Annotated in this window: 23 protein-coding genes and 1 tRNA gene; 14 read left to right on the top strand and 10 right to left on the bottom strand. The window is 67.5% G+C overall.

Translation table 11 applies throughout. From position 1 onward, the window contains the following. A partial coding sequence (locus tag A5782_RS26300; protein WP_156624043.1) for an FAD-binding protein occupies positions 1-145 on the bottom strand: 145 nt, incomplete at its 3' end. 467 nt (positions 146-612) lie between these two features. Here A5782_RS26300 and A5782_RS21160 point away from each other — a divergent pair. The 5 genes from A5782_RS21160 (at position 613) to A5782_RS21170 (ending at position 6331) form a co-directional block, all read left to right on the top strand. After that, positions 613-1185 carry a TetR/AcrR family transcriptional regulator gene (locus tag A5782_RS21160; RefSeq protein ID WP_231986748.1) on the top strand — a complete coding sequence of 191 codons (573 nt, stop codon included), beginning with the start codon at positions 613-615 and terminating at the stop codon, positions 1183-1185. A gap of 176 nt (positions 1186-1361) precedes the next feature. Next, complete coding sequence (locus A5782_RS27350; protein ID WP_369815661.1) at positions 1362-1550, top strand: SEC-C metal-binding domain-containing protein; 189 nt, start codon at positions 1362-1364, stop codon at positions 1548-1550. A 357-nt stretch (positions 1551-1907) separates the two neighbouring features. Next, positions 1908-2006, top strand: a tRNA-Gly gene (locus tag A5782_RS26305). Positions 2007-2164: 158 nt separating this feature from the next. Continuing rightward, complete coding sequence (locus tag A5782_RS21165; protein WP_067104054.1) at positions 2165-2968, top strand: mycofactocin-coupled SDR family oxidoreductase; 804 nt, start codon at positions 2165-2167, stop codon at positions 2966-2968. A gap of 147 nt (positions 2969-3115) precedes the next feature. Next, positions 3116-6331: a serine/threonine-protein kinase gene (locus A5782_RS21170; protein WP_067104055.1), complete on the top strand. Its 3216-nt coding sequence runs from the start codon at positions 3116-3118 to the stop codon at positions 6329-6331. Between the two features lie 10 nt (positions 6332-6341). Here the strand turns inward: A5782_RS21170 and A5782_RS21175 are convergent, their stop codons facing one another. Next, positions 6342-8963 (bottom strand): ATP-binding cassette domain-containing protein, encoded by a 2622-nt coding sequence (locus tag A5782_RS21175; RefSeq protein WP_067104056.1) that lies wholly within the window; start codon positions 8961-8963, stop codon positions 6342-6344. Positions 8964-9329: 366 nt separating this feature from the next. Here A5782_RS21175 and A5782_RS21185 point away from each other — a divergent pair, with 366 nt between their 5' ends. Continuing rightward, positions 9330-10145: a L,D-transpeptidase gene (locus tag A5782_RS21185; protein ID WP_067104058.1), complete on the top strand. Its 816-nt coding sequence runs from the start codon at positions 9330-9332 to the stop codon at positions 10143-10145. A gap of 198 nt (positions 10146-10343) precedes the next feature. On the opposite strand, the gene A5782_RS21190 is transcribed toward A5782_RS21185, so the two are convergent. Next, positions 10344-10883: a hypothetical protein gene (locus A5782_RS21190; RefSeq protein WP_067104059.1), complete on the bottom strand. Its 540-nt coding sequence runs from the start codon at positions 10881-10883 to the stop codon at positions 10344-10346. Between the two features lie 480 nt (positions 10884-11363). On the opposite strand from A5782_RS21190, the gene A5782_RS21195 reads away from it, so the two are divergent. The 4 genes from A5782_RS21195 to A5782_RS21210 all read left to right on the top strand — a co-directional run bounded on the left by A5782_RS21195 (position 11364) and on the right by A5782_RS21210 (position 15136). Continuing rightward, a complete protein-coding gene (locus A5782_RS21195; RefSeq protein ID WP_067104060.1) occupies positions 11364-11702 on the top strand; it encodes a DUF732 domain-containing protein in 339 nt (112 codons plus the stop codon). 229 nt (positions 11703-11931) lie between these two features. Next, positions 11932-12246: a DUF732 domain-containing protein gene (locus A5782_RS21200; RefSeq protein ID WP_369815662.1), complete on the top strand. Its 315-nt coding sequence runs from the start codon at positions 11932-11934 to the stop codon at positions 12244-12246. 47 nt (positions 12247-12293) lie between these two features. Continuing rightward, positions 12294-13697 (top strand): mannitol dehydrogenase family protein, encoded by a 1404-nt coding sequence (locus A5782_RS21205; RefSeq protein WP_067104062.1) that lies wholly within the window; start codon positions 12294-12296, stop codon positions 13695-13697. Further along, positions 13694-15136 carry a xylulokinase gene (locus A5782_RS21210; protein WP_067104063.1) on the top strand — a complete coding sequence of 481 codons (1443 nt, stop codon included), beginning with the start codon at positions 13694-13696 and terminating at the stop codon, positions 15134-15136. Before A5782_RS21205 ends, A5782_RS21210 begins: the two co-directional genes overlap by 4 nt. Here A5782_RS21210 and A5782_RS21215 read toward each other — a convergent pair. Next, positions 15084-16580, bottom strand: coding sequence for a bifunctional phosphatase PAP2/diacylglycerol kinase family protein (locus A5782_RS21215; RefSeq protein WP_067104064.1), 1497 nt, complete (start codon positions 16578-16580; stop codon positions 15084-15086). The two genes, A5782_RS21210 and A5782_RS21215, sit on opposite strands and share 53 nt — an antisense overlap. 28 nt (positions 16581-16608) lie before the next feature. On the opposite strand from A5782_RS21215, the gene A5782_RS21220 reads away from it, so the two are divergent. Then, positions 16609-17382: a hypothetical protein gene (locus tag A5782_RS21220; RefSeq protein ID WP_067104072.1), complete on the top strand. Its 774-nt coding sequence runs from the start codon at positions 16609-16611 to the stop codon at positions 17380-17382. On the opposite strand, the gene A5782_RS21225 is transcribed toward A5782_RS21220, so the two are convergent. The 3 genes from A5782_RS21225 to A5782_RS21235 form a co-directional block, all read right to left on the bottom strand. Then, positions 17370-18041 carry a GAP family protein gene (locus A5782_RS21225; protein ID WP_067104065.1) on the bottom strand — a complete coding sequence of 224 codons (672 nt, stop codon included), beginning with the start codon at positions 18039-18041 and terminating at the stop codon, positions 17370-17372. The genes A5782_RS21220 and A5782_RS21225 overlap by 13 nt on opposite strands. A 66-nt stretch (positions 18042-18107) precedes the next feature. Continuing rightward, complete coding sequence (locus tag A5782_RS21230) at positions 18108-18761, bottom strand: GAP family protein (RefSeq protein ID WP_197694302.1); 654 nt, start codon at positions 18759-18761, stop codon at positions 18108-18110. 73 nt (positions 18762-18834) lie between these two features. Next, complete coding sequence (locus tag A5782_RS21235; protein ID WP_067104066.1) at positions 18835-19140, bottom strand: hypothetical protein; 306 nt, start codon at positions 19138-19140, stop codon at positions 18835-18837. A gap of 170 nt (positions 19141-19310) precedes the next feature. Between A5782_RS21235 and A5782_RS21240 the strand changes: the two genes are divergently transcribed. After that, a complete protein-coding gene (locus tag A5782_RS21240) occupies positions 19311-20813 on the top strand; it encodes a glycosyltransferase family 39 protein (RefSeq protein WP_156624044.1) in 1503 nt (500 codons plus the stop codon). Between the two features lie 4 nt (positions 20814-20817). Here A5782_RS21240 and A5782_RS21245 read toward each other — a convergent pair whose 3' ends face one another. Beyond that, positions 20818-21645 carry a family 16 glycosylhydrolase gene (locus tag A5782_RS21245; protein WP_067104068.1) on the bottom strand — a complete coding sequence of 276 codons (828 nt, stop codon included), beginning with the start codon at positions 21643-21645 and terminating at the stop codon, positions 20818-20820. Between the two features lie 322 nt (positions 21646-21967). Between A5782_RS21245 and A5782_RS21250 the strand changes: the two genes are divergently transcribed. Continuing rightward, complete coding sequence (locus A5782_RS21250; RefSeq protein WP_067104069.1) at positions 21968-22591, top strand: hypothetical protein; 624 nt, start codon at positions 21968-21970, stop codon at positions 22589-22591. An 11-nt stretch (positions 22592-22602) separates the two neighbouring features. On the opposite strand, the gene A5782_RS21255 is transcribed toward A5782_RS21250, so the two are convergent. Next, positions 22603-23622: an NADP-dependent oxidoreductase gene (locus tag A5782_RS21255; RefSeq protein WP_067104074.1), complete on the bottom strand. Its 1020-nt coding sequence runs from the start codon at positions 23620-23622 to the stop codon at positions 22603-22605. 57 nt (positions 23623-23679) lie between these two features. Here A5782_RS21255 and A5782_RS21260 point away from each other — a divergent pair, with 57 nt between their 5' ends. After that, entirely contained in the window at positions 23680-24372 is a 693-nt protein-coding gene (locus tag A5782_RS21260; protein WP_067104070.1) for a DUF3060 domain-containing protein, read from the top strand. A gap of 13 nt (positions 24373-24385) precedes the next feature. Here A5782_RS21260 and A5782_RS21265 read toward each other — a convergent pair whose 3' ends face one another. Next, positions 24386-24724: a hypothetical protein gene (locus tag A5782_RS21265; RefSeq protein ID WP_369815663.1), complete on the bottom strand. Its 339-nt coding sequence runs from the start codon at positions 24722-24724 to the stop codon at positions 24386-24388. Between the last annotated feature and the right edge of the window lie 207 nt (positions 24725-24931).

Below are 24931 nucleotides of genomic sequence, written 5' to 3' on the forward strand. Positions count from 1 at the left end.
ACCCACCGATGCCGTGGGCGGCCAGGTTGCTCTGCTGACCCGCGTCGACCAGCAGCGTTCGCCGCCGCGCCCGGCCCAATACCAGACCCGCGCTCAAGCCCGCGGCTCCGCCACCGACGACGATGCAGTCCCATGTGGTGCTCATGACCTGATCCTCCTCATTGTTTCGAGTGCTTATGGGGTGGCTACCTGTCCTGCTATGCCGCGCCGTCTTCGATGCGCGATCCGCCCGCTCGGTCATGCTCCGTCGTTCCCGCCCACCACGGGTCTGGGATCGGGGCCCAACAGTTTCGCGGCTGGTACCTACTACCTCAAATCCTGCGTCAATCAGGCCGCGGGCGGCGAACTTGCCGAGGCCCGAGCTGGCGCCAGTGACCAATGCGACCGGTGGTGAACTTGCCATGTGAATCGTTTCCTAACTCCGTGGCTTGGGTTGCTTCAGTCCGATGACGCCTTGGCTGGGTCCTGTCAACCCTTCGACTTCTGGATGGTTGGACGCCGTCAGGCGGTTCAACCCTGCTGGTGCCAACCAGGTTGAGACGCGTTCAGACGAACATACACGTTCAATAGCGGAACGCCAGTGTTCTATTCCTGGACGATTAGGATCACATGGTGGCTGTCTCAACAAAGCACCTCTCGGGCGTGCAAGCGCGCACCAGGGCGGCGATCCTCGCGGCGACGGCTTCTGTATTGGCCGCGAACCGGACGGCCACCATGCCGGAGATCGCCACCGCGGCCGGGGTCGGCCGCACAACGCTGCACCGTTACTTCGCGGACCGCGAGACGCTGATCTACGAGGCGACCCTGGACTCGATCCGCGTGCTCACTGAAGCGGTGGACGAGGCCGCCACCGACGACGGACCAGCACTCGAGGCGATGCGGCGCTTCGTCACCGCGGCCGTCTCAATCGGTGAACGACTGGTCTTCCTCTTCGGTGACCCTGCGGTGCTCCGCGACATCCCACCGGACCAGTCCCCGAACGAAGAGCTGGTGATCAACCTCATCGCACGCGGACAACGCGAAGGCGTGTTCGACCCGGACCTCAACCCGACTTGGATCCGGCACGCGCTCTACGGATTAATCCTGCGAGGCAATGAGCAAGCCATGGCCGGTGCACTGCCGCGGCACACCGTCGCGCCACTGATCGCCCGGACCTTCGAGCGCGGCATCTGTCCGGCTGGCTAGCGCAGGGGTTGGGAGACAACGCCCGATCTCATATCGTAGATCGATACGAACGGTGGCCACTGGAACTTGTTATTTCGTCACCGAAGCGGGTTCAACCAACCGTGGCGCAGAAGGCCGCCGATGCCGTCATCTTGGCAACGCATCTGCTCCATGAAGACCTCGCTCGTGCGCGCTGGGTGGTCGTTGACCTCGGGCTAACCGCCGACCTTGCGAGTTCGATCGAACTGCAAGCCACCTTGGCTTACAAACGTCCGGACCGTAACGAGCAATGCCCGTGTGGAAGTGGTCGCAAGTTCAAGCGATGTGTACATCGTTGGGGACAATCCGGTGCGCCAGTCGCGTCCGCGATTGGCATCGAATCTTGAATTCAACAAATTTGAGGCGTGCCTGGTGGTGGAGACCCGGCGATTGGGGGCAGCACATAAGTTAGCTACTCTAATCACGCTATGTGCACGGCACGTGGTTGTCCGCGGGCCTGAACGCGGCGATCGACCCGGTAGGGGTTAGGGTCCACGCCGAACACCGCGCACTGACCCGTCTGCAGGCACTGGCGATCACCAGACGGTTTGGCGACGGCGGGCCGCTCCGAGACGTTTTGAATCGGTTGGTTCCTAGTACCCCTTTGCTACCCCCGACCCGACCGAACTGGAGCCGTACAAGCGCCGTACCGCATCCGTGCGCTAGACGTACCTAAACCGCACGTCTAGCTGAAATTCGAGCTAGCCGGTAGGGCCTCTGCCAGGCGATATGGAAAGCCCGTTCGACCCCGGAAATAGCTTCCCAAGCTGAATACGCGGGTTCGATTCCCGTCATCGGCTCCACGAATACTCGCAGTTGCGGGCGGAGCTGGTCACCACCCCTTGACGGTCCACTCGGATTTGGCGCGGGCGCCGAAATGTAGCCGACAGCAATCGCTTTCATGACACGACTGAGCCAGCCTGCAAGCGTCTGACCCGGTATCCGCTGGTAGCTTTGCCCCATGGGTGCCTTAGATGGACGCGTGGCCTTGATTACCGGCGGAGCTCGAGGGCAGGGTCGCGCGCACGCGTTGGCATTAGCGGCCGAAGGCGCCGATATCGTCGTCGCCGATGCCCCGCGGGCGATGACGGACCTGACTTACCCCCTGGGCAACGAAGACGACCTCCGCGAGACGGCGAAACTGGTCGACGAGCTGGGCCGGCGCTGCGTTCCTCTCACGCTGGACGTGCGCGACGCGGCCGCGGTCAACGCCGCGATCAAGCAGACCGTCGCCGACATGGGCAGCCTCGACATCGTGGTGGCCAACGCCGGAATCGTCAGCACCGGGCTACTGGAAGACGTCAGCGACGTGGTGTGGCAACAGCTGATCGACACGAACTTGACCGGCGCGTTTCACGTCCTGCGCGCCGCGATACCGGTGATGCGGCAGCAGCGGTTCGGAAGGATCGTGGTGACCTCCTCGATGGGAGGCCGGATGGGCATTCCCGAGCTCGCCGCGTACAACGCGACCAAGTGGGGTGTCATCGGTCTGGCGAAGTCCGCCGCCCTCGAGGTCGCCAAGGAGGGCATCACGATCAACGTCGTCTGCCCGACCACCACCCAGACACCGATGGTGCAGCCCACCGGCGACGACGACATCCCCGACGACTTGGTGCGCCGGATGACCAAAGCCAACCCGATACCGCAACCCTGGCTGCAACCCGAGGACGTCAGCCGCGGGGTGCTGTATCTGGTCACCGACCCCGGGGTCATCACCGGAAGCGTGCTGGAGATCGGCCTCGGCGGCAGCGCGCGCATCCATTGACGAACGGCTAAGAACGGCCCCGGCGCGGGTTCGGCGGGCATCACGTCGCTCCCCGCGCATGATCGTCGGCCGAACCGTACAGACGGCGACGCGATGTTCGCTACGCTTGACCCCGATTCATATTCGCCTGGGAAGTGGGGCCAGGTAATGGCTGAAAAACCCAAGGCTCGCGCCCCGGCGTCGGGACCGAGCGAGGTCGTGGCGGAGTTAGCCGCTGCCGGATTCGCCAACGCGCGTCAGATCGCGCGCGGCGCCGCCGGAGTGGTCTATTGCTGTCACGAGACCGCGCTGGGGCGAAACGTTGCGATCAAGGTGCTACCGAATTTCATCGATGATGCGGGCCGCGAACGTTTTCTCCGTGAGGGCTACGCGATGGGCGGACTTTCGGGGCATCCGAACATCGTCAACATCCTGCGAGTCGGCCTGACCGCGAGCGGTCGCCCTTACATCGTCATGTCGTACTGCCCCGCGGGTTCGCTGGCCCTACGGGTGCAGCGAGAGGGGCCCATCGCCTGGCCGGAAGCCGTGCGGATCGGCGTGAAGCTGTGCGGAGCACTGGAAACCGCACACCTGAGCGGCACCTTGCACCGCGACATCAAGCCCGCGAATGTGCTCGTCAACGACTACGGCGAACCGCAATTGACCGATTTCGGGACCGCCCACGTCGCCGGCGGATATGAGACGGCGGCCGGGTTGTTCTCCGGCACCATCGATTACCTTGCGCCCGAGGTAATGGCGGGTGATCCCGCGACGGTCGGCAGCGACGTCTATTCGCTCGGCGCCACGCTGTATGCGCTCATCGCCGGCAACGCCCCCTACGAGCGCCGCGGCGGCGAAGACCTGCTCGCGCACTACACGCGGATCAACAGCACGCGGGTTCCGGACTTGCGTCCCAGCGGAATTCCGGACGCAGTGTGTTCGGCGATCGAGACGGCGATGTCGCTCGACTCGGCCGAGCGGCCGGCGGCAGCGGCGGATTTAGGTCGTGGATTGCAGGAGAGCCTGCGTCGCAACGGCTTGAAACCAGAAGCGATGGCCATCACCGCCGTCGGCGCCGGCTCGGGACGAACGGTGGGCAGCTCAACGGGTCTCGCCAAGGCGCGGACCATCGCGCCGGGCGGACCCGGCGGGAAAACGGGAGCACCGGCGCCGAGACCACCGCGGATCGCCAAACCGGACCAACGGAGCGCCGACCCGGAAAGCGCCACCTCGCTGATCAACCCGCTCAACGATCGCAGAAATACGGCGTCACGGGCGCGGCCGACCGGTCCACCGCACTCCGGTCCGCAGCCCACCTACCGCAGCCCATCCGCCGACGGGCGCGGGCCAATCCCGGCTGCCCCCAACACATCTGACCCGACCCAAGCGATCGCCCAACCCACCAGCGTCACCGACGCGATCGCACCGTCGAGTTCTGCGGACCCACCGCCGGTCGCGCGCCGCGGACCCGCCGCCGGGGCAGTGGCGTGGTTGAGCTCGTCGGGTAAGAGGCGCAACCGCGTCACGGCGCCACTGGTCGTCGTGGGAATCCTGGTGGCTGTGCTGGTGCTGGGCAGCGGCGTCTACGTGCTCCTCACGCAGGCCAACAGGCACCATCCAGCCGCCGCGAATCAACCGAGCGGGCAAACGGTGAAGTGGCAGCCGATCACGAACGCCCGCATCGCACGCCAGGCGGCGGCGACCACGCAGACCGATGGGACGATCTGGATCTTCGGCGGAATGGGAAGCAACCGCGCACTTTTAGCCAACCACGAGGGGTACGACCCGATCATCGACAGCTGGAAAAGCGGCGACGACCTTCCGGTTCCGGTTCAGCACGCGATGGCGGTGACGTGGCGGGGAAACCCGATCGTGCTCGGGGGGTGGCGCGCCGCGGGCGCGCAAAAAGTTGCCACCGACCAGGTTTGGCGGGTAGTCAACAGCCACTGGGTCGAGCTCCCCCACCTCTTGCAGCCACGGGCGGCAGCGGCGGCGGCCGTCGTAGGAGACCGCATCGTTGTCACGGGCGGCATCGACGCGAATGGCGCCCTGCTGAACACCGTCGAGATCTTCGACGGCAATTCCTGGACCCTCGGTACCCCGATACCGACCCCCCGGCAGATGTTGGCCGCGGCATCGGACGGGAAGCTGGTGTACGCGGTGGGCGGCAGCAACGGGACCACCGACCTGGCGACGGTCGAGGCGTATGACCCGGCCGCGAAAAGCTGGACGCGATTGCCCGACCTTCCCCAACCACGCGGCGACCTCGGCGTCGCAATCGCCGATCGGCGCTTGGTCGCCGCCGGGGGACAGTCGGCCGGTCAAGTCCTGAAGAGCGTGTCGGTGCTCGATCTGACGACGAATGCGTGGACCGGCCTGCCGGACATGGGGACGGCGCGCCACGGCATGGCGGTCGACGCGGTAGGCCAAGCCGTGTTCGCGATCGGCGGGTCCAGTGAGGTCGGCGACGGCCAGGCGACCTCGTCGGCCGAAGCGCTGCAGCTACCGGCGCGCCGCATCCAGCCGGTCGCGCAGTGGCGTTCCCTGCCGGACGCGCCGACGCCGAGGCTGATGACGGCATGGACGGTGCTCGACGACAAGATCTGGATCATGGGCGGCTTGCGCGACGGAGTCGCGCAGTCGACGGTCGAAAGTTATGACCCGCGCGCCGGCGCCTGGCAGACGCAACCGCCATTGCCCGTCCCACTTCACCACGCCGCAGCGGCGACCTACCACGGCGAGGTGGTGGTGCTCGGGGGCGCCAGCAGCGACCTCACCCAGGCGTCCACCAAGGTGTTCGCGTTGCGCGGCGGCAAGTGGATCGAGTTGCCGAGCCTCACCCACCCTCGGGCGGCACTGGCGGCCGCGGTGGTCGGTGACAAACTGGTCGTCGTCGGCGGGCAGAACGCCAAGCAACTCGTCCCGCAGACCGAGGTCTTCGACGGCAGCTCGTGGCACGATGCCGCCGACATGCCAACTCCGCGTGAGCATTTGGCCGCGGTGTCGGACGGCACCTACGTGTACGCGGTCGGCGGGAGGTTCCTGTCGTCCGACAAGAACTCCGCGGCGTTTGAACGGTTCGACCCGCAATCGGGGGCATGGACCAAATTGGTCGACATGCCAACCCCTCGTGGAAGCTACGGCGCCGCATTCATCGATGGTCGGATTCTGGCGGTCGGCGGTGAGGAACCGACGCGGGTGTTGGGGGTGGCCGAGATGTACGACATCGCCAACGGAACGTGGACCGCCCTGCCTCCCATGCCCACCCCGCGCCACGCCGAAGCGGTCGCAACGGTGGGCAACACCGTCTACTGCATCGGTGGCGCGAACCGGCCCACCCACGAAGGCCCCGTCGCCACGGTCGAGGCCTTGGACTTCATCTAGCCGCGGCCGGTCAATGGCGCTTCAGCCGGCTGCGCCATCCCACGAATCCCGCGTACACGATGGTCAACAACGCCAGCATGCCCACATCGAACAGCCAGGTTGCCGCGGTGTGTTTGAAGTGGCGGTCTTTGGGGGCGAGCGGCCCGGGCTCGATCGTCCACAAGTCCACCGTCGAGGCCTGCGCCGCATATCCCCAGCGCGAGGGCACCACCCACGACATCTGGTCGAGACCGATCCGGTTGGTGACCGGGACCATCCCGCCGCAGAGCACCAATTGCAGCATGAGAGACACCACGAGCAGGGGCATGATCTGCTCGTTGGAGCGGGCCAGGGAGGACAGGACCAAGCCGACCATCGCCGCCGCGACGCACATCGCGGCGGTGGCGACGTACAGCTCGAGGGTCGCGCTGCCCAGCAGCAGGGCCGGGCGCGTCGGTGCTCCCTTCCCCAGGATCGTGATGGTCGTCGCGATCGCCGACTGCAGGACCGCGAACACGAAGAAGACGGCCATCTTCGCGAGCAGATACGCCTTGGTGGACAGGCCGACGGCCTGTTCCCGGCGGAAGATGGGACGCTCGCCGATGAGGTCGCGGATCGTCAACGCGGTGCCCATGAAGACGGCGGCCATGGTGAGCAACATCAGCACCGAGCCGGGCTCATCGGAGCCGTCGCCGCCGGGATCTGCGACACGAAAGCCCGTCGAGCCCGGAACGGTGAGGGACAGCGCACCCATCACAAACGGCAACACCGCCAGAAAGATGAAGTAGGCACGGTCGGCGACGATCAACCGAATCTGGCGGCGCGCGATCGTGGCGAATTGACGACGGGTGCTAGAGCGTGCCGGGGCACCGAGATCGGCGGGCTTCTCCGCTTCGGCTCCGGCGGGCGGTGGTTGGAGTTGGGCCAGGAAACGCCGGTTGGCTTCGTCGGGGTCCGCGCCCACCATGCCGAAAATCTGGGCCCAGTTGGTGGTTCCCATGGTCGCTTCGATTTCGCCGGGCGGGCCGCAATACGCCGTCTTGCCGCCGGGCGCCATCAGCAGCACCTGGTCGCACAGATCGAGATAGCTCAGCGAGTGCGTCACCACCAGGACCACGCGACCGGCGTCGGCCAGCTGCCGCAACATCGTCATGACCTGTAGGTCCAATGCCGGATCCAGGCCAGAAGTCGGCTCGTCGAGGATCAGCAGCGACGGTCCGGTGAGCAGCTCGAGTGCCACCGACGCCCGCTTGCGCTGTCCACCGGACAGCTTGTCGACCCGGGTGTCGGTGTGCTTGGTCAGCCCGAGTTCCTCGATGACCTGGGCAACGACCTGTGCGCGGTCTTGTTTGCTGGTGTCGGGTGGTAGCCGCAATTCGGCTGCATAGTTCAGCGCCTGGGTCACCGTCAGCTGGCGGTGCACGACGTCGTCTTGCGGGACCATCCCGATCCGGCTACGCAACGAAGCGAAACTGGCGTGAATGTCGTGGCCTTCGAAGGTGATTGAGCCGGAGCTGGGGCAGGTGGCCCCGGCGATCAGCCGCGACAGCGTGCTTTTCCCGGCTCCGGACCCACCGATGAGAGCGGTCAGCGTGCCGGGTCTGGCGGTCAGCGAGACTTTCTGGATCAATCGTTTGCTGTCGATTTCGAAGTCGACCTCGCGCACCTCCAGCCCGCCGGTGCGGGTTGCCGCTTGGGCGCGGCGGAGCAGGATCTCGCCGTTGAACACCAGGTCGACGTTGCCGATCGTGACCACGTCGCCCTCGGTCAGCGGTGCTGACAAGATCCGGGTGCCGTTGACGAAAGTCCCGTTGATGCTGTGCGCGTCGTGGATCTCCATGCCGGTCGGGCCCGGAACCAAGTAGGCGTGCTGGCGCGACGCCAGGACGTCCGAGATGACGATGTCGCTGTCTTCGGCGCGACCGATCACGGCGCCCGCGGGTGGCGCGGTGAGTTTCGCCCGAGACCGCTGCACCGCGCGCCGCAGATTGGTGCTGTCGAATTCCGCGGCTTCGAGGGCTTCGGCTCCTATCTCGGTCAGCGGTTGGCCTTTTGCCGGCGCCTGCGCGGGCGCTTCGGGCGGGGGTGCCGGTTGGGGACCGCGGCCCGGCGACGACGGGTTCGGATAGCCGACGGCCCCGCGCGGGCCGCTGGCCTGCTGCGATGCCAGTGGCGGCGGGCCGGGCCGGGTGTAGCGGGGCGGGGCGGGTTGCGGTCGGGCGATACGGGGCGGAAAGCCGCCGGCCTGCGGTGCGCGCTCCGGACGCGACGGCCCCGGGGCGCCGGGGCGCGCGAGGGCCTGCATCCCCTCCACCGTTGGCGGTAACTGGCCGACCGTCCTGTCGTGACGTTCGATCACGAAGTTCAAACGCGGACCGTCGGGGCTTCCGACGTTGATGGTTTGGCCGTCGCGGATGTCGACGACGGGCACCCGGCCACCATTGACGAACATCCCGGTCGGGGATCCGTTGTCAATCGCCAGCCATTTGCCCCTATCGAAACGCAACAGCAGGTGGGCGCGGGCGATCCGCGGATGGGCGACGCGCATGTCGGCACGAAGGTCACTTCCGACGACGACATCGTTTCCGGCGGCGAAACTGCGCCGTGACCAGTCAGATTGAACCGTCAGCACGGGCGGCGCGGGCCTACTCATCCCATCAGTATTCGACCCGCCGTCACCAAGCGCCACCGGTTTGGTCATATTGGTGGCCAGCCGGCCGCCGTATTTGCTGGGCGGATTCGTCGCCGTCGCGGTGGGCGCCGGCCTACTCCGGCATCGGGTGTCACGCGCGGGTCACAACACGATCCCGATTCGCTGCAGTTCGCCGCGTCGGGCTGGCGTTTCGTCCGCCCTCCCGACCGCCTGCTCACGACGCGCCACAATCCGCGCCGGGGTAAACCCCCGAGACCAAATCGTGACCGTCGCGTGGCCAAATATCAACGCGCCCTTACGCTTCCGCAGGTCAGCGCCCATTTATCATCCCTATTACAACTATGCCAGTTAAAAGGAATTGGGGCCATGCGGACGGACGTTCGGTGTGTTCTTGCGGTGATCGGGGCAGCTGCGAGTGTTGTCGTAATGCCGGCCGGCGTGAGCCTGGCGGCGGCGACCCAGTCGCATGGGTTCGCGGTCGCGTCGGTGTCGCCGGGGCGAGACGAGGTGGTCGGCGTGGCTCATCCCGTGGTGGTGAAGTTCACCGCGCCCATTACCAGCTCAGCCGACCGGCAGGCGGCCGAGCGGGCCGTTGAAGTCAAATCAACGCCCGCCATGACTGGCAAGTTCGAATGGCTCGACAACAAGGTCGTCCAGTGGGTTCCGGACCGATACTGGCCGGCGCACAGCACAATTGCGTTGACGGTGGGTGGCGCGTCCGCGGAGATCAAAACGGGGCCTGCCGTGGTGGGCGTGGCAAGCATCTCGGCGCACACCTTCACCGTGAGCATCGACGGCGTCGAGGCGGGACCGCCGACGTCACTGCCGGCGCCGCACCATCGGCCGCACTTCGGCGAGCAGGGCGTGATGCCCGCCTCGATGGGTAGGCCGGAATACCCGACGCCCGCCGGCTCGTACACCGTGCTGTCCAAAGAGCAAGCGGTAACCATGGATTCGAGCAGCGTCGGCATCCCTGTCGACGACCCCAACGGTTACCTGCTCACGGTCAATTACGCCGTCCGCATCACCGGCCGCGGCCTGTTCGTGCACTCAGCTCCGTGGGCCGTCCCCTCCCTGGGGCTCGAGAACGTCAGCCACGGCTGCATCAGCCTGAGCCCCGACGACGCCGAGTGGTACTACGACCACGTCCACGTCGGCGACCCGGTGATCGTCCAGGACTAGTCCTTCACCTTTCACGAAGCTCCGCACCCAGGCGCATGCCGGGTGCGGAGCTTCAAGGCAACGCGGTGTTTTCACGGTTGAATGGCCGGTGATACCGGCGCGCTTGGACGCCGGGGCGCGCACGGGCGACCGCCAACAACGGAAACGGGCCCGCTGGTAACACCAGCGGGCCCGGCCCGTTTAGGAAGTGAACTGGCCTCAGCTCGCGCCCGAGGGACCGGGGCGAACCGGCTGGCCGGATACCGGACCACCGGTGGGCGCCGGACCGCTCGGCGCGTCCTTCACCCCGGACATGTCGATGATCGGAGCGGCCGCATCCAAGGGCGCACCGGCAGCCACCGGACCGCCCAGCGCAATCAGCGGCGCACCGGCCGGCACTACCGGCAGCGGCGGCACGATCGGCACCGGAGGAGCGAGGGGCAGCGGCGGCACGATCGGCAAGGGAGCACCGATCGGGAGCGGCCCCGGCACAGCCATCGGCACGCCCGACATATCCGTCATGGGCGCCGCGCACATGCCCCCGGCCGCCGGCGCACCCGCGGCCACGGTACCCGCGCCTGCGACCGGACCACCCGCGGCCGGCGCCACCTCACCCGACTGCCCCTCGATGCACGCGTGGCCGCCCGTAATCAGCGGGGCGGCCGCCGCGCCGGGGCTCAACGCGATAGCAGCTCCGCACAACCCAGCGCCGGCAACGACTTTGATGTTGAACCGATCGACGATCGCCATCAGCGTCAGCTCTCCTTTAATTCACGCTCAGCTATTTCCGCAGTCATTTGGTGCAGCAGGCCCGCCTAGCCGTACCGAGGTCGCTTTTCACGACCGCGCCAATTGTCAGCAGCCGACGCGCGACACGCGCCACGCCGCACCGCGCCGTTTCCAAATGGTGACGTCACAACGGTGTCACGGATCGCGACACCCACGGCAGACCACGATCGACCTGGGCGAATGCGGTTGCGCCCTCAGGCGGACTGAACGATTCGTGCCCGACTTTCCGCCTGGCCACAGGCGATTACAGCGTCGGGACCCTACCGCCGTCGATCGTGACGGCAAGCGGCGACTTGCTCGGACGGCCGGCCACGCCGACTTCGGCCCTCACGGACTGTAATTTTCCGCAGGTCCTTCACAGGAAATTATTAGTGAACAGTTATCGCTTAAAAGATTACGTAGAAGTTAACATCGGGATTACAACTGTTGACGAAAAGAGGAGAAGGGGCTATGTCACTACGTCGTCTCGCCACCGGGTTCATCGGTTCAGCCCTATTCGGCGGCCCGCTTCTCGCCGCCCTGGTCTGGGCCGGACCAGCGCAGGCCGACGCAGCCGGTTTCCTCAACGACATGCACAGAAACGGCATCCACGCCATCAGCGGGGGTGACGCGGCATTGTTACAGGCGGGCCTGAACGTATGTCAGCAAATATCCTGGGGCGCTCCTCCCGCGCAGCTCGAAGGTTTGGCGCTGCAGCGTTCCGATGACCGGCAGGGCTCCGGCGGGCTCACGCCTGCGCAGGCCGACGACGTCGTCGACTACGCCATGCGCGATCTGTGCCCCAGCTAGAAGCATCCTGACGTCAGACATTTAGCCGGGTGGCGCGCGCTCGGCATTGGCCGCAAGCGCCGGCCCGCAGATCATGGCGCGTCTGGCAGGCGTTCTTTGCCGACTGTTCACTCTCCCGAATTGTTTGCGCAGCGGGTCTTCGCACTTTTGTGTCAAAGTGCATCATCCGCATCGGGCACAGACATAAGGAGAAGGTTGGATGGCGGCACGCAGGCTACATGGCCGGTTCATGGGCGCGGCGCTGGCGAGCGGCCCACTTCTGCTCGCCGGGGTCGTCTGTGCCGGCCCGGCGCGGGCCGACCAGGCCACCTTCCTCAACGACCTGCACAGCGCTGGTATCCACGCCGTCAACGGGGGTGACCCGGAACTGTTGCAGATGGGAGCCGACCTGTGCCAGCAGCTTTCCTGGGGCGCTTCTCCGCAACAGCTGGAGGGGTTGGCGATCCAACGCTCGGACGCCGACCAGGGCACCGGCGGGATCAACGGTCGCCAGGCCGCAGACGTGGTCATCTTCGCCCTGCGCGATCTGTGCCCCAACGCCTGACGGTGAGCTAGCTGCGGCCATCGGGTCCGCGCTAAGGTGACACGCGAGTGAAGCTGAACGCACGGAACCTGACCGGCCTCAAGATCCCGGTCCCGACGTATGACCGCGGCCAGATCGGCATCGGCATAGTGCATTTCGGTGTCGGTGGTTTTCACCGCTCGCACCAGGCCATGTACATCGACCGGTTGCTCAACGACGGACTCGCCCAAGATTGGGGTATCTGCGGAGTCGGCGTGCTGCCGCGCGATCGGCGCATGTGCGACGCGCTGCGCAGCCAGGATCACCTCTACACGCTGATGCTCGAACACCCCGACGGCACCAGGCAGGCGCGAGTCATCGGTTCCATCCTCGACTACCGTTATGCGCCGCAGGATCCCGACTCCGTGATCCAACTGCTCGCCGATCCGATCACCCGGATCATCTCGCTCACCATCACCGAGGGTGGTTACCAGCCACCGCTGAGCGCGGTGTTCGGGTTGGTGGCCGAGGCCTGCGACCGGCGGCGCCAGCGCGACCTGCCCTCCCCCACGATCGTCTCCTGCGACAACATCGCCGGGAACGGAGACGTGGCGCGACGCGTCTTCACGTCGCACGCCGAACGGATCAATCCCGAACTCGCGGAATGGATGCGAGAGAAGACCGCCTTCCCCAACTCGATGGTCGACCGGATCACACCGGTGACCACTCCCGACGTGCTCGAGCGGCTGGACTCCGAATTCGGTGTGGCCGACGCCTGGCCTGTCATCGCGGAGCCCTTCGCCATGTGGGTTGTCGAGGACGACTTCTCCGACGGCCGGCCACCGCTGGATCAAGCCGGGGTGCAACTCGTCGACGACGTCGCGCCCTACGAGGCGATGAAGTTGCGGCTACTCAACGCCGGGCATCAGGGCCTGTGCTATTTCGCGTACCTCGCCGGATACCGGCTCGTGCACGACGCCGCCCAAGATCCGGTGATCGCCGAATTCCTTGCCCGCTATATGAATTCGGAGGCGATGCCCACGCTTAAGCGCATCCCGGGGCTGGACGAATTCCGGGCCGGGCTGCTGCCGCGCTTCGCCAACCCCTCCATCCGCGACACCGTGGCCAGGCTGTGCGCCGAATCCTCGGACCGCATCCCGAAGTGGTTGCTGCCCGTGGTGCGCGATAATTTGCGGTCCGGCGGCGCGGTGCGGCTGTCCGCGGCGATCGTCGCGAGCTGGGCACGCTACGCCGAGGGCGTCGACGAACAGGGCCAACCCATCGAAGTGGTGGACCGCCTCGCCGAGACACTTGTTCCGATCGCCCGCTCACAACGCGAGGACCCGGCCGCATTCCTGGCCAACCGTTCGGTATTCGGCGATCTCGTCGACCAGGAGCGCTTCCGTGAGGCCTACCTGTGGGCGCTCGAATCGCTGCACCGGCGCGGTGCGCGCGCAACGTTGCGGGCGCTGATCGGGGCCGGCGGACCATGACCCTGGTCGCCGGCATCGACTCGTCGACACAGTCCTGCAAGGTGCTGGTGTGTGACGCAGCCACGGGCCGCGTGGTCCGCGAGGGACACGCAAGTCACCCGCACGCTACCGAAATCGACCCGGCGGCATGGGAATCCGCGGCCCGAGCGGCGATCGGCGAGGCGGGCGGGCTCGACGGAGTCGACGCGATCGCCGTCGGCGCACAGCAGCACGGGATGGTGTGCCTGGACGAAACCGGACAGGTGGTGCGCCCCGCGCTGCTGTGGAACGACGTGCGATCGGCCGACGCCGCGCGCGCACTCGTCAGCGAGCTTGGCGGCCCGCGGGGGTGGGCACAGGCCGTCGGCGTCGTGCCGTTGGCCGCGATCACGGTGGCGAAATTGCGTTGGCTGGCCGATCACGAGCCAGACCATGCGGACCGCACCGCGGCGGTCTGTCTGCCGCATGACTGGTTGACCTGGCGGCTGCGCGGCGAGGCCGACATCGCGGCGCTGAGCACCGACCGCAGCGACGCCAGTGGCACCGGCTACTACGACGCCGCGACGGGCGCTTACCGTTTTGATCTGCTGGAACTGGCCCTGCGCGGCCGGCGACCCGAATTGCCGACCGTCCTGGGCCCGTCGGACCGAACCGACAGTGACACAAGAGCATTCGGTGTGGGCCTGGGAGACAACGCCGCGGCGGCGCTGGGGCTGTGCGCCGAAGAGGGCGACGTGATCGTCTCGATCGGGACATCGGGGGTGGTGGCCGCCGTCACCGCGGATCCGGTCCGCGATGACGCGGGATTCGTCGCCGGGTTCGCCGACGGCGCCGGGCGTTACCTGCCGCTGGTGTGCACCCTGAACGGCGCGCGGGTGCTGGATGCGACCGCCGCGATGCTGCGGGTCGATTACGACGAGCTGTCCCGGCTCGCGCTGTCGGCGCCCCCGGGCAGCGCGGGGCTGGTACTGGTGCCGTACCTGGAGGGCGAACGGACCCCCAATCGGCCCAACGCAACTGGTGCACTGCACGGTCTGCGGTTGTCTAATGCGACGCCGGCCAACCTGGCCCGGGCCGCGGTGGAAGGACTGCTGTGCTCGCTCGCCGACGGCGTCGCGCATCTTGCGGCGCACGGCGTCGTCGCGCGCCGCATTCTGCTGGCCGGCGGTGGCGCCCAATCCCGGGCGCTGCGCGAGATAGCGCCGACGGTGTTCGGCATGCCGGTGCTGGCACCTCCCCCGGCGCAGTACGTCGCGTTGGGGGCGGCGCGGCAGTCGGCATGGGCGTTGAGCGGGTCGCCCCAACCGCCCGCCTGGAATCCGCCGTGCACAGACGAATACACCGCCGAACCTGCACCCGAGGTGCATGCGCACTACGCGCAGGTGCGCGACCTCACCGAGGGAGCCGCTAGTCGCCGGGAAGCGGACGAAACACCGGAAGAATCCGGTACTTGGCGCTGAAGCTGGCCTTGTCGTGTGCGCCACCGACCTCGCCGTCGCAGGCGACGACCGTGGGACCGTCGACGGCGCTGAAGCTGAATTCCGGCACCTGCAACTCGTGATAGAGCGGGCTGCGCTCCAAACGGCCCAGGGCGAGCGCTGTCAGGATCCTGGTCCTCGCCCAGTGGCGGCCGGTCTCGAGGATGCGCACGTCGATCAGGCCGTCGTCCATCCGGGTCCGCCGCGCCGGCGCGAACCCGGTCGGCAGGTACAGCGAATTACCCAGAAAGAACAGCGATGTCAGCAGGGTCTTGTTGTCGTAGCGGATGCGCACCGGCTGGTCCTTGCGCAGCGTGCGCAGCATGGCGTAGAGGCCGGCCGGCGCCTTGCCGATGCGTTTCTCGAGCTTTTCGCGCCGCCGAACGAAGGCCGGGTAGGCGCCGATGCTGGCGGTGTTGAGCACCATCTGAGTGTCGTTGAGGCACACCAGGTCGACGCGTGCCACGTGGCCGCGCCGGATCGCGTCGACCGTCTTGGCCACGGTGTCACAGCCGATGTCCTTGGCGAAGTGGTTGAACGTCCCGGCGGGAAAGACCGCCAGGGGAAGACCGGCGTCGAGGGCCACCCCCGCGGCGGCCGCGACGGTGCCGTCCCCGCCGCCCACCGCCAGCACCTCGGCGCGTTCGGCCGCGCTGCGCAGGACCTGCACCGGGTCATCGTCGGGACCCAGTTCCCGGATGTCCACCTTCGGCAGCTCGGCGCGCACCGCATCGACGACCCGGGCCCCGGTGCCGCTGCCCGACTCCGGGTTGATCACCAGGACCACGCCGGAGCCGTCGGGCCGCTGCGGCGCCGCGACGCGCAGCGGTTCCGTTCGCGGAAGGGCGGTTTCGACGATCGGCGGGACGAGCCGGCCGCCCAACACGGCCAGGCCTGAGCCGATGCCGAATCCGGCGATGACGTCGCCGGGGTAGTGCGCGCCGGTCGCCACCCGCGACAGACCCACCAGCGCGGCCAGCAGCGCCAGCCCGAAGCCCAGTGGCGGGTTCTCCAGCCCCACCCCGATGGCGAACGCGGCGGCGCTGGCCGAGTGTCCCGACGGGAGCGAGTTCGACGTCGGGCGGCGGCGGACCTGCCGTACCAAGGGCACCAGGTCGTAGCCGGGCCGCGGCCGCCGGCGGATCCGCTTGGCGACCTGATTGGTAACCAGGCTGGTAGCGGCCAGCGTCACCAGCCCACGGGTCGCGCCGCGCTGCGCGCTTTGCCTGCCCGTGGCGAGCAACGCCGCCCCGATGCCCACCCACAGCTTGGAATGGTCGGCCGCCCGGGTCAGCGGCGGCATGACCGTGTCCAGTAACGGGGTGTCCGTCTCGGCGATGGCATCGAACAGTTCTCGATCCAGCGTGCCCAGTCCCCGGGTGATCTGTTTGATGCCGCGCGCGCGTTGCCAGGGACCCCTGTTCATTCGCTACACCCTAAATTGGTCCGAAGACATGGACGGACAGGGCTATTGCACGAGATGGCGGGACAACGCCGAACGCAGGGGCGTGACCGCACACGTCGTCGCCGGGATCGCCCGGCGCCACGACGTCACCGCCGCGCGCTTCAGGGTCCTCGAGAACATGGCCGAACTCAACGACCCGCACGGCAAATCGTTCTTCCTGATCCCGGCCTACGCCGACGGCGCCCGGGCCCGCGACGCCGCACTGATGACCTACGTCCTCAACGCGGACACCGGCTACGGTAAGCCGGCCACGCGGCCCACCGACTTTCCGGCCACCCCCTACGGCGCCGCCGAGATGACGCGAATCATGGTCCGGCAGAACGCAAATCGCTGGAGCTACAGTCGCGACGTCGCCTTCGTGCACCGTAACGGAGGGCGCCTGGTCACCACCCCCAACGGCATGCTCATGGGCCTGGGCGGCAATTGGATCCAGCGGCTGTTCAGCCAGCGCGGTGGCACCACCTGGGGCGACATCTTCATGGTCAACGCGGGCAGGGTCACCGACCCCGGCGAGCAGCTCCGCCGGATCGTCTCGTCCGGGCACGCCTGGTTTCTCGACGGCGGCGGCACGCCACGCCCGAGCCGCCTCGACCTGGACCGGGTGTTGCACCACGAGGAGCGGCACGCTGCGCAATGGGCGGACCGGGGATACCTGGGAATGCTCGCCGGCTACGGACGGGAGTTGTTCCGCGAGTTGGCCTTTGGCGCGCTGAACAGGCTCGAAGAGGATGCGGGCCTGGCCGATGGTGGCTATAAGGCGTGAATCCCGTGGTAGAGCACCATCGCGCCGATCACCACGAAGACCGCCGCGAGTAGGGCGCCGTTGTTGCGGTCCATCCAGTCCTTGAGCCGCGCGAGCGTGTCGTCGAGGCGGCTGCCGGCCGCCACGTAGGCCAATATCGGGATCGCGACGCTGGAGGCGGCGATGGCCACGAAGAACGCGGCGGCCAGCCAGTCACCGGCGAGGCCGAGCCCGCCGGTGCCGATGCCCAAGCCCGCGGGGACGCAGATCAGCGCCACATCCGGGCGCACCACGGCCAGCACCGCCCCGGTGATCCCCGCCCGCGCCGGGGTGATGCTGGTGAACGAGCGCATCCAGGCCGGCGATTCGGCCTGGCCGTGCCGGTTGAGCCATCGGTAGATGCCGTACACGATCAGCGCCGACCCCAGCACCACGCGCAGCCACGACGACCATCGCGGCGGCGACTTGTCCAACCCGCCCAGCAGTCCGGAGGCCGCGACGGAGACCGCCGTCAGCGTGGCCAGGCTCAGCAGCCAGCCGCCCAGAAACGCAAGGCTGCTCGGCCGCGGCCGCGGCGCCTCGAGCACCAACACCGCCGGGATGACCGTGAGGGGTGAGAGCGAGATGACCAGTCCAAGCGGGACGAGCCCGGTAAGTATCGTCCCCCAGCTTCCTGCCATGGGCGGCATCCTTCCATTGCGGTGCCGATGCGACGACGAAACGCGCCGTACTCACCCGAACCGGGATCAGGCCAGCATCCGAATCCCGTTGTAGAGCACCATCAACCCGATCAGGAACAGGATGACGGCCATCATCGCGTCGTGGTTGGCCTCCATCCAGGCTTTGAGACGTTCCAGGGCATTGTCGAGCCGATCACGGGCGCCGGCATACGCCAGTATCGGGACGGCCACCGTGGACGCGGCGAGGACGACGAAGACCGCCGCCGCGAGCGATTGGGCACCGGCGCTCAGGCTGCTGTCGCCGACGGCCAGGCCGGCGGCAGCGCACAGGATCAGCACCTCGGGGCGCAGCGGCACCAGCACCGCCCCCATCACCGCGGCGCGCGGCGGCGAGAGGGTGGAGAAGGAACGCATCCAGCGCGGCATGCTGCGCTGTCGATGCCTGGTGAACCAGTGGTAGGCCGCCAGCGCGATGAGGGCCACCCCGAAGGCCAGCCGCACCCAGGACGCCCATTTCGGCGGGGCCGCGTGAAAGCCGCTGAGCAGCCCCGAGCCGGTGACGAACGCGGCGGTGAGGGCGACCAGACCCAGCAGCCAGCCGGCCAGGAAGGCGAGGCTGGTCGGGCGCGGCCGGGGCGCGTGCAACACCAGCACCGCGGGAATGACCGTGATCGGGGACAGCGCGATGACCGCCGCCAACGCGATGAGTTTGCTCAGCACCGAGGCCCAACTTGCGTCCACGGGCAGCAATCATCGCATTGGCGTGGTGCTCACGCTGCGGTCGACGGGCGGGTCAGCGTTTGCGACGCAACGTCCACGCGGGGACCCAGTGCGTCACGGTTCGGCGCTTGGATCCGTAGGCCACGGGGTAGGTCACCAGGCCCCACCAGTCGCCCTGCTCGCACAGGGCCCAGCAGCTCAGCCACCCCTCGACGACCTTGTGCAGCTGTAGACCGTTGGGCTGATAGCTCCCCGAGCGGTGCGGCTCGCGCGGGAAGAGCACCGTCAGGTCGACCAGCACCGCGATCGCGGGGCGGACCACCCGAAAGGGGCTGCGGACCGGTTGGCCGTTGTACCCGATCGATGCGAGCGGACCCATTTATCGATCATACGTTCGAGTCGGCGGGGGTTGAGTCCCCTGATCGGTTCGATCTGCTTCTGGCAACATAGCGGTGTGCTCAGCCAAACCCCGACGTCCCGGGCGGTTCGGTGAGCATCGGAGTTGCCGAACGATCACCCGGTCGCCGCGGCGTGCGCAGCGCTCGCCGGATGGCGATACCGTCCGCGCTGGACCCGTTGCTCGTCGCTGTGCTGGCCGCCGCGGTGAGCATGGCGGGCGCCGCCCGGCCCTCTTTCTGGTACGACGAGGCCGCGACCATCTCGGCCGCCTACAGCCGGTCACTGACCCAGATGTGGCACATGCTCGGCAACGTCGACGCCGTCCACGGCCTGTACTACCTGCTCATGCACGGGTGGTTCCAGGTTTTTCCGCCCACCGAGTTCTGGTCGCGCGCGCCCAGCGCCCTGGCGGTCGGGGGCGCCGCCGCCGGTGTCGTCGTGCTGGGCAAGCAGTTCTCGTCGCGCACCGTCGCGGTGGCCTCCGGTGCGTTCTGCGCGATCCTGCCGCGGGCCACGTGGGCCGGCATCGAGGCTCGCCCGTACGCCATGTCGATGATGGCCGCCGTGTGGCTCACCGTGGTGCTGGTACATGCCGCGCGCCGTGACACCGGTTGGGTATGGCTGTCCTACACCGTCGCGTTGGCCTGTTCGATCGTGCTCGACGCATACCTTGCGCTGCTGCTGGCGGCGTATGCCGTGTTCGTCGGCGTCTTCCAGCGGAGCCGAACGGCGTTGACGGGCTTCGTGATTGCGTCGGTCGTTGCCCTAGCGGCGCTGATGCCGTTTCTGGTGACGGTCGCCGGGCAAGCACACCAGATCAGTTGGGTCGCACCCATCGGTCACCGCACCATCGAAGACGTGTTGATGCAACAGTATTTCGAGCGGTGCCCCCCGTTCGCCGTGCTGTCGACGTTGCTGATCGGTGCGGCAATGGTGTTGTGGCTCAGCGGGTCAACGCGCCTGGCGAACTCAGAGCGCCAGCTATTGGTGCTCGCGGCGGGGTGGCTTGCGGCCCCGACGGCGGCGATCGTGACGTATTCGGCGCTGGTTCATTCGATCTACACGCCGCGCTACCTGTGCTTCACCGCGCCGGCGCTGGCGCTGATCCTGGGTGTTTGCAGCGGCACGGTGGCCGCCAGACCGTGGGTGACCACGGCGGTCGTCGGCCTTTTCGCCGTGGCCGCTGCGCCGAATTATGTTCGGGTGCAACGTAACCCGTATGCCAAATACGGGATGGACTACAGTCAGGTCGCCGATCTGATCACCGCGAAGGCGGCGCCGGGCGATTGCCTGCTGGTGAACGACACGGTGACGTTCATGCCGGCGCCCATGCGTCCGCTGATGGCGGCGCGCCCGGACGCCTATCGCAAGCTGATCGACCTCACGCTGTGGCAGCGGGCGACCGACCGCAACGACGTCTTCGACACCAATCTCATCCCCGAGGTGGTGGCCAGGCCGTTGAGCCAGTGCGGCGTCGTCTGGATCATCACCCAGGCCGATCCTTCCCAGCCGGCGCACGAGCAAGGACCGGCGCTGCCGCCCGGCCCGCGCTATTGGGCGACCCCCGCCTTCGCGGTGCCGCACGACCTGGGCTTCCGGTTGGTCGAGCGCTGGCAGTTCAACCTGGTTCAGGTGCTCAAAGCGACGAAGTGAACGGCTACCAGATGCGGATGTAGTCGACCAGCATGTCCGCCGGGAGGCCGGCAGCGGCAGGATCACCGGCGCCGACGCCACCGACCGCCAGCGTGAACATGGGCGTCATCCAATAGCCGGGGTTGTTGAACGGCCAGCGGAAGTCGTCGGGAGCGCCGCCGGCGACGTGGATGGGTTTATTGGGAACCTTGAAGTACTCGGCCCCGTCCCGGGCGAACTCGAATCCCTCTTCGCCCCAATGCATCCGCCAGGTGTGCCACCCGCCGTCCACCAACCCGGGGATGGACTTGCCCTCCCAGGTCTTGCCGTTGGATGCCGCGTGAACCGTCGTGCCCGGCGGCCAAGAGCCGTTGCCGTACCACTCGAAGACGTCCACCTCGCCATCCGGCAGCGGATCCTCGTTGACACCCCAGAACGCGGACCACAGGCCCGGCTCCAAACAGTCCAGCTTGATCCGCGCTTCCCAGGTCTGGTTGATCATGCTGCGGAAGTTGCCGCGCAATTTGGCGCCGTAGTACGTGTCCCCTTCTCGGGTGGCACGCAGGACGAGGTTGGAGTTGCCGTCTTGGAACACGTTGCGCCGGTCGTCGCGGTAGATACCCGCGACCGGCGGGAAGACGTCGTCCTGCCAAGTCTGGACGGTCCATTTCCCCGGGTCGGGAGCCGAGCCCGCCGGGCCGTCGAACTCATCGGCGAAGATGTAGCCGCCGCCCCCCGCCGACGGCGCGGCCGGCACCGACGGGCCCGATGGTGCGGCCCAGGCACCCGGCAGGCGCATCGCAGCCCCGATCATGCCGAGGCCCGACATCAACATCATGCTGCGACGATCCATCTAAACCACCAATCGTTCATTGCCGGCTCGTCAAGCTCGGCGAGATCTCCCCAGGCAACTCTCGCAAACGGTGTTATGAAACCACGCGGTGGGGTGGCACGCATACCGCGACCGGGATCCGCGTGCACAAGATCGACGCGCGGCGTTCCCGGTCACGGCGCACGCGCCGGTCCGTCGCAGCCATCCCCCTGGCATAAGCAAGCGACGATAGCAGCCGCGGCGCCCATTTCCAGGGATTTCATGCCGCAACCATCAACCAAGTTGACACTCCCCGGCCCGGTGGTATCAAGGAGGTTGATGGTTTGAGAAAGGAAAAACAGCTATGTCTCATGGATTCTTCGGTGGTTTTGGTGGACCCGGTTCTGGTGGACCCGGTTTCGGCGGTCCGGGCTTTGGTGGGCCGGGCTTCGGTGCTCCGGGCTTTGGTGGGTCCGGCTTCGGCGGCCCGGGTGCCGGCGGTCCGGGCTTCGCGCCCTTCGGCAAGAAGGGTCGTCACGGTCTCAAGCGGGCGGCCTTCGTCACCGCTGCATTGCTGTTGGACGGTCCGGCTAACGCCGAGCAGGTGGTGCAACGGGTGTCCGAGGCCACGGGTGGCGCGTTCACCCCACCGCAGGACGTGGCCGAGCTTGCGATTGGCATCCTCGCCGGTCGCGGCGTGGTCACCGTCGACGACGGTGTGGCGACGCTGACCGAACTCGGTCGAAACCTGTTGGCCTGGCGCGGAATCAGCAGCGAGACCGCGCACGCCTTCCTGGGCCGGGCGGCCAAGTTCGGCGACGTTGTGAAGATCCGCAAGGAGTTCTTCGAGATCGCCGGGTTGGCCCGCACCATCGCGTGGACGGGCACCGACGAGCAGAAGCAGCAGCTTGCCGAGACCCGGACCAAGGTGCTCGAGGCGCTGACCGATGCACGCAAGGCGCTGCACCGCGTACTCGCAGAGGCCTAGGGCGGCGGGCCCTAGCGGGACCCGGATTCGCTGAGCCGCACCAGGGTCTTGCCGACGTTGACGCCGGTGAAGAGGCCGTTGAGGGCATCGACACACGACTCGATGCCCTCAAAGATGGTCTGCCGGTGGTGAAGTCGGCCCTCGGTCTCCCACCGGCGTAGCGCGGCGAACGCCTCGTCGAAGCGGTCCCACTGATCGAGTGCGTTGAACCCCTGCATCAGCGCGGTCCTTGACAACAGGTTCACGTAGTTGGCCGGTCCGGGGTGGTCCCCGGTCAGGTAGCTGGAGATGACGCCACACAGCACGACGCGCGCGTGTGAGGCCAGGCGGCCCAGCACGGCGTTGAGGATGGGTCCGCCCACATTGTCGAAGTAGACGTCGACGCGTTGCGGGCAGTGCTGTTTCAGCGCCGCCGCGATGTCGTCGTTCTTGTAGTCGATGCACGCGTCGAACCCGAAGTCCTCCACCACCGCCCGGCATTTCTGCGCGCCGCCGGCGATCCCCACCACCCGGGCACCGGCGATCTTGGCGATTTGTCCGGCGACCGATCCGGTGGCGCCCGCGGCTGCGGACACCACCACCGTTTCCCCGGGCTGCGGCCGGCCGATGTCGGTCATCCCGAAGTATGCGGTGGCACCGGTCGGCCCGTAGACCGACATGATCGCCAGCTGGTCGTCCTCACCCGGGATCGGCGTGCTGAACAGGTCGTCACGGATCAGCGTGTATTCCTGAAAGCCGGTCAACGTGGTGACGATGTCGCCGACGGCGTAGGCGTCGCAGCGCGACGCGATCACCTCGCCGATGCCGGCCGCGCGGATGACCTCACCGAGCTGTACCGGCGGAAGGTAGCTGGGCTGGTCGTCGAGCCAGGTGCGGGCGGCGGCGTCGATGCCGACGTAGGTAGTGCGCAACAGCGCCTCACCCTCGGCGGGCTCGGGCGCCGGCGTGGTGACCATTTCCGTGTCATCCGGCTGGACAAGCCCGGAAGGGCGGCGACGCAACAGGACCTGACGATTCGGCAAATCGGGCACGATCGTAAAAACTACCGAACCGGCCGGAAACGCAGAAGCGAATGGCATATTCAATGGATGGCGGCAAACGAAGACCCGGAAGACCGGATCCGGGAACTCGAGCGCCCGCTCGCCGAGACGGCACGGGCGTCAGAGCAGGGCAGCTCCCAGCCCGCCGGCCACGATCATCCGCCCGGCCCGCCGGGCGCCCCGCCGCCGCCGGCCCCGTGGACTTATGGTGGCCCCACCTACGGGCCACCCCGGCAAGGCCCCTCGACCAACCGCGTCTGGTGGATCCTCGGCACGGCCGTCGCCATCGGTGTGCTGGCCCTCGCGGGGGGTATCGCAGCCTTTGCCGCACACCAGATTTCCGGGGTGAAGTCGATCATCGCCTCGCCGCCGACCATCTCCGCAACGTTTAGCCCGCCGAGCATTTCGACGAGCCCCGGGCCGCCGACGTCCCGCCGAAAGTCACCGTCGCCGTCGACCTCACCCGCCGCACCGCCGGGCACCGCGCTCAGTGTCGCCGGTATCAACGAGAACCGAACCATCGCCTGCAACGACAACACCGTCAGCGTCAGTGGAGTTTCCAACACGGTGTCGATCACCGGGCATTGCACCAGCCTGTCGGTGTCCGGCGTGCAAAATTCGATCACCGTGGAGTCCGTCGACAGCATCGAGGCCTCCGGCTTCAACAACAAGGTCACCTACCATTCGGGTACACCGAAGATCGGCAACTCCGGCGGCTCGAATGTGGTGCAGCAGGGCTGAGCGAAAACGACTGTTACGCAGGCTCTTCGGCGTCGTCGTCCAGGACGCTGACCGCAATGCCATAGGGCAGGAAACGCACCTTGCGGGTGGGATCGACATTGTTCTTGTTCGCCCGCAGTGCGTCGAGTTCGGTCGCATAGACCTGTTCGACGCGCGCGCCGCCGCTGGCGTCCACCGTGTAGATGGCCCACACGCCCTCACCGGCTTCGCCGGCGGTCTCCGGGGCACTGCGCGGACGCCGCGACAGGTCCTCGAAGACGGCGGACCAGCCCGTTCGGGCACCCGGTGCGGCCACGAACTTGCTGACTCGCTCGAACAGGTCGCGCAGCCCTTCGCTGCCTTCCCGGATCATTCGATCGAACTCGTCGGGGTCGAATCCGAATCCACTGTGCTCGCCCACGCGACCTCCTTGGCGCTCGTGCCGTAACTGCCAGTGTGCGCTCAGTCGAGACCGTTTGCCACGCGCTACGGAGCCGGGGGTGCCGGCGGGGGCGGCGGGTTGATCGGAATCGGCACCGTGACGAATGGGAAGTGCAGATACAGCCTCTTATACACATCT

It is taken from the genome of Mycobacterium sp. 852002-40037_SCH5390672, from assembly GCF_001665875.1.
Lineage (GTDB): Bacteria > Actinomycetota > Actinomycetes > Mycobacteriales > Mycobacteriaceae > Mycobacterium.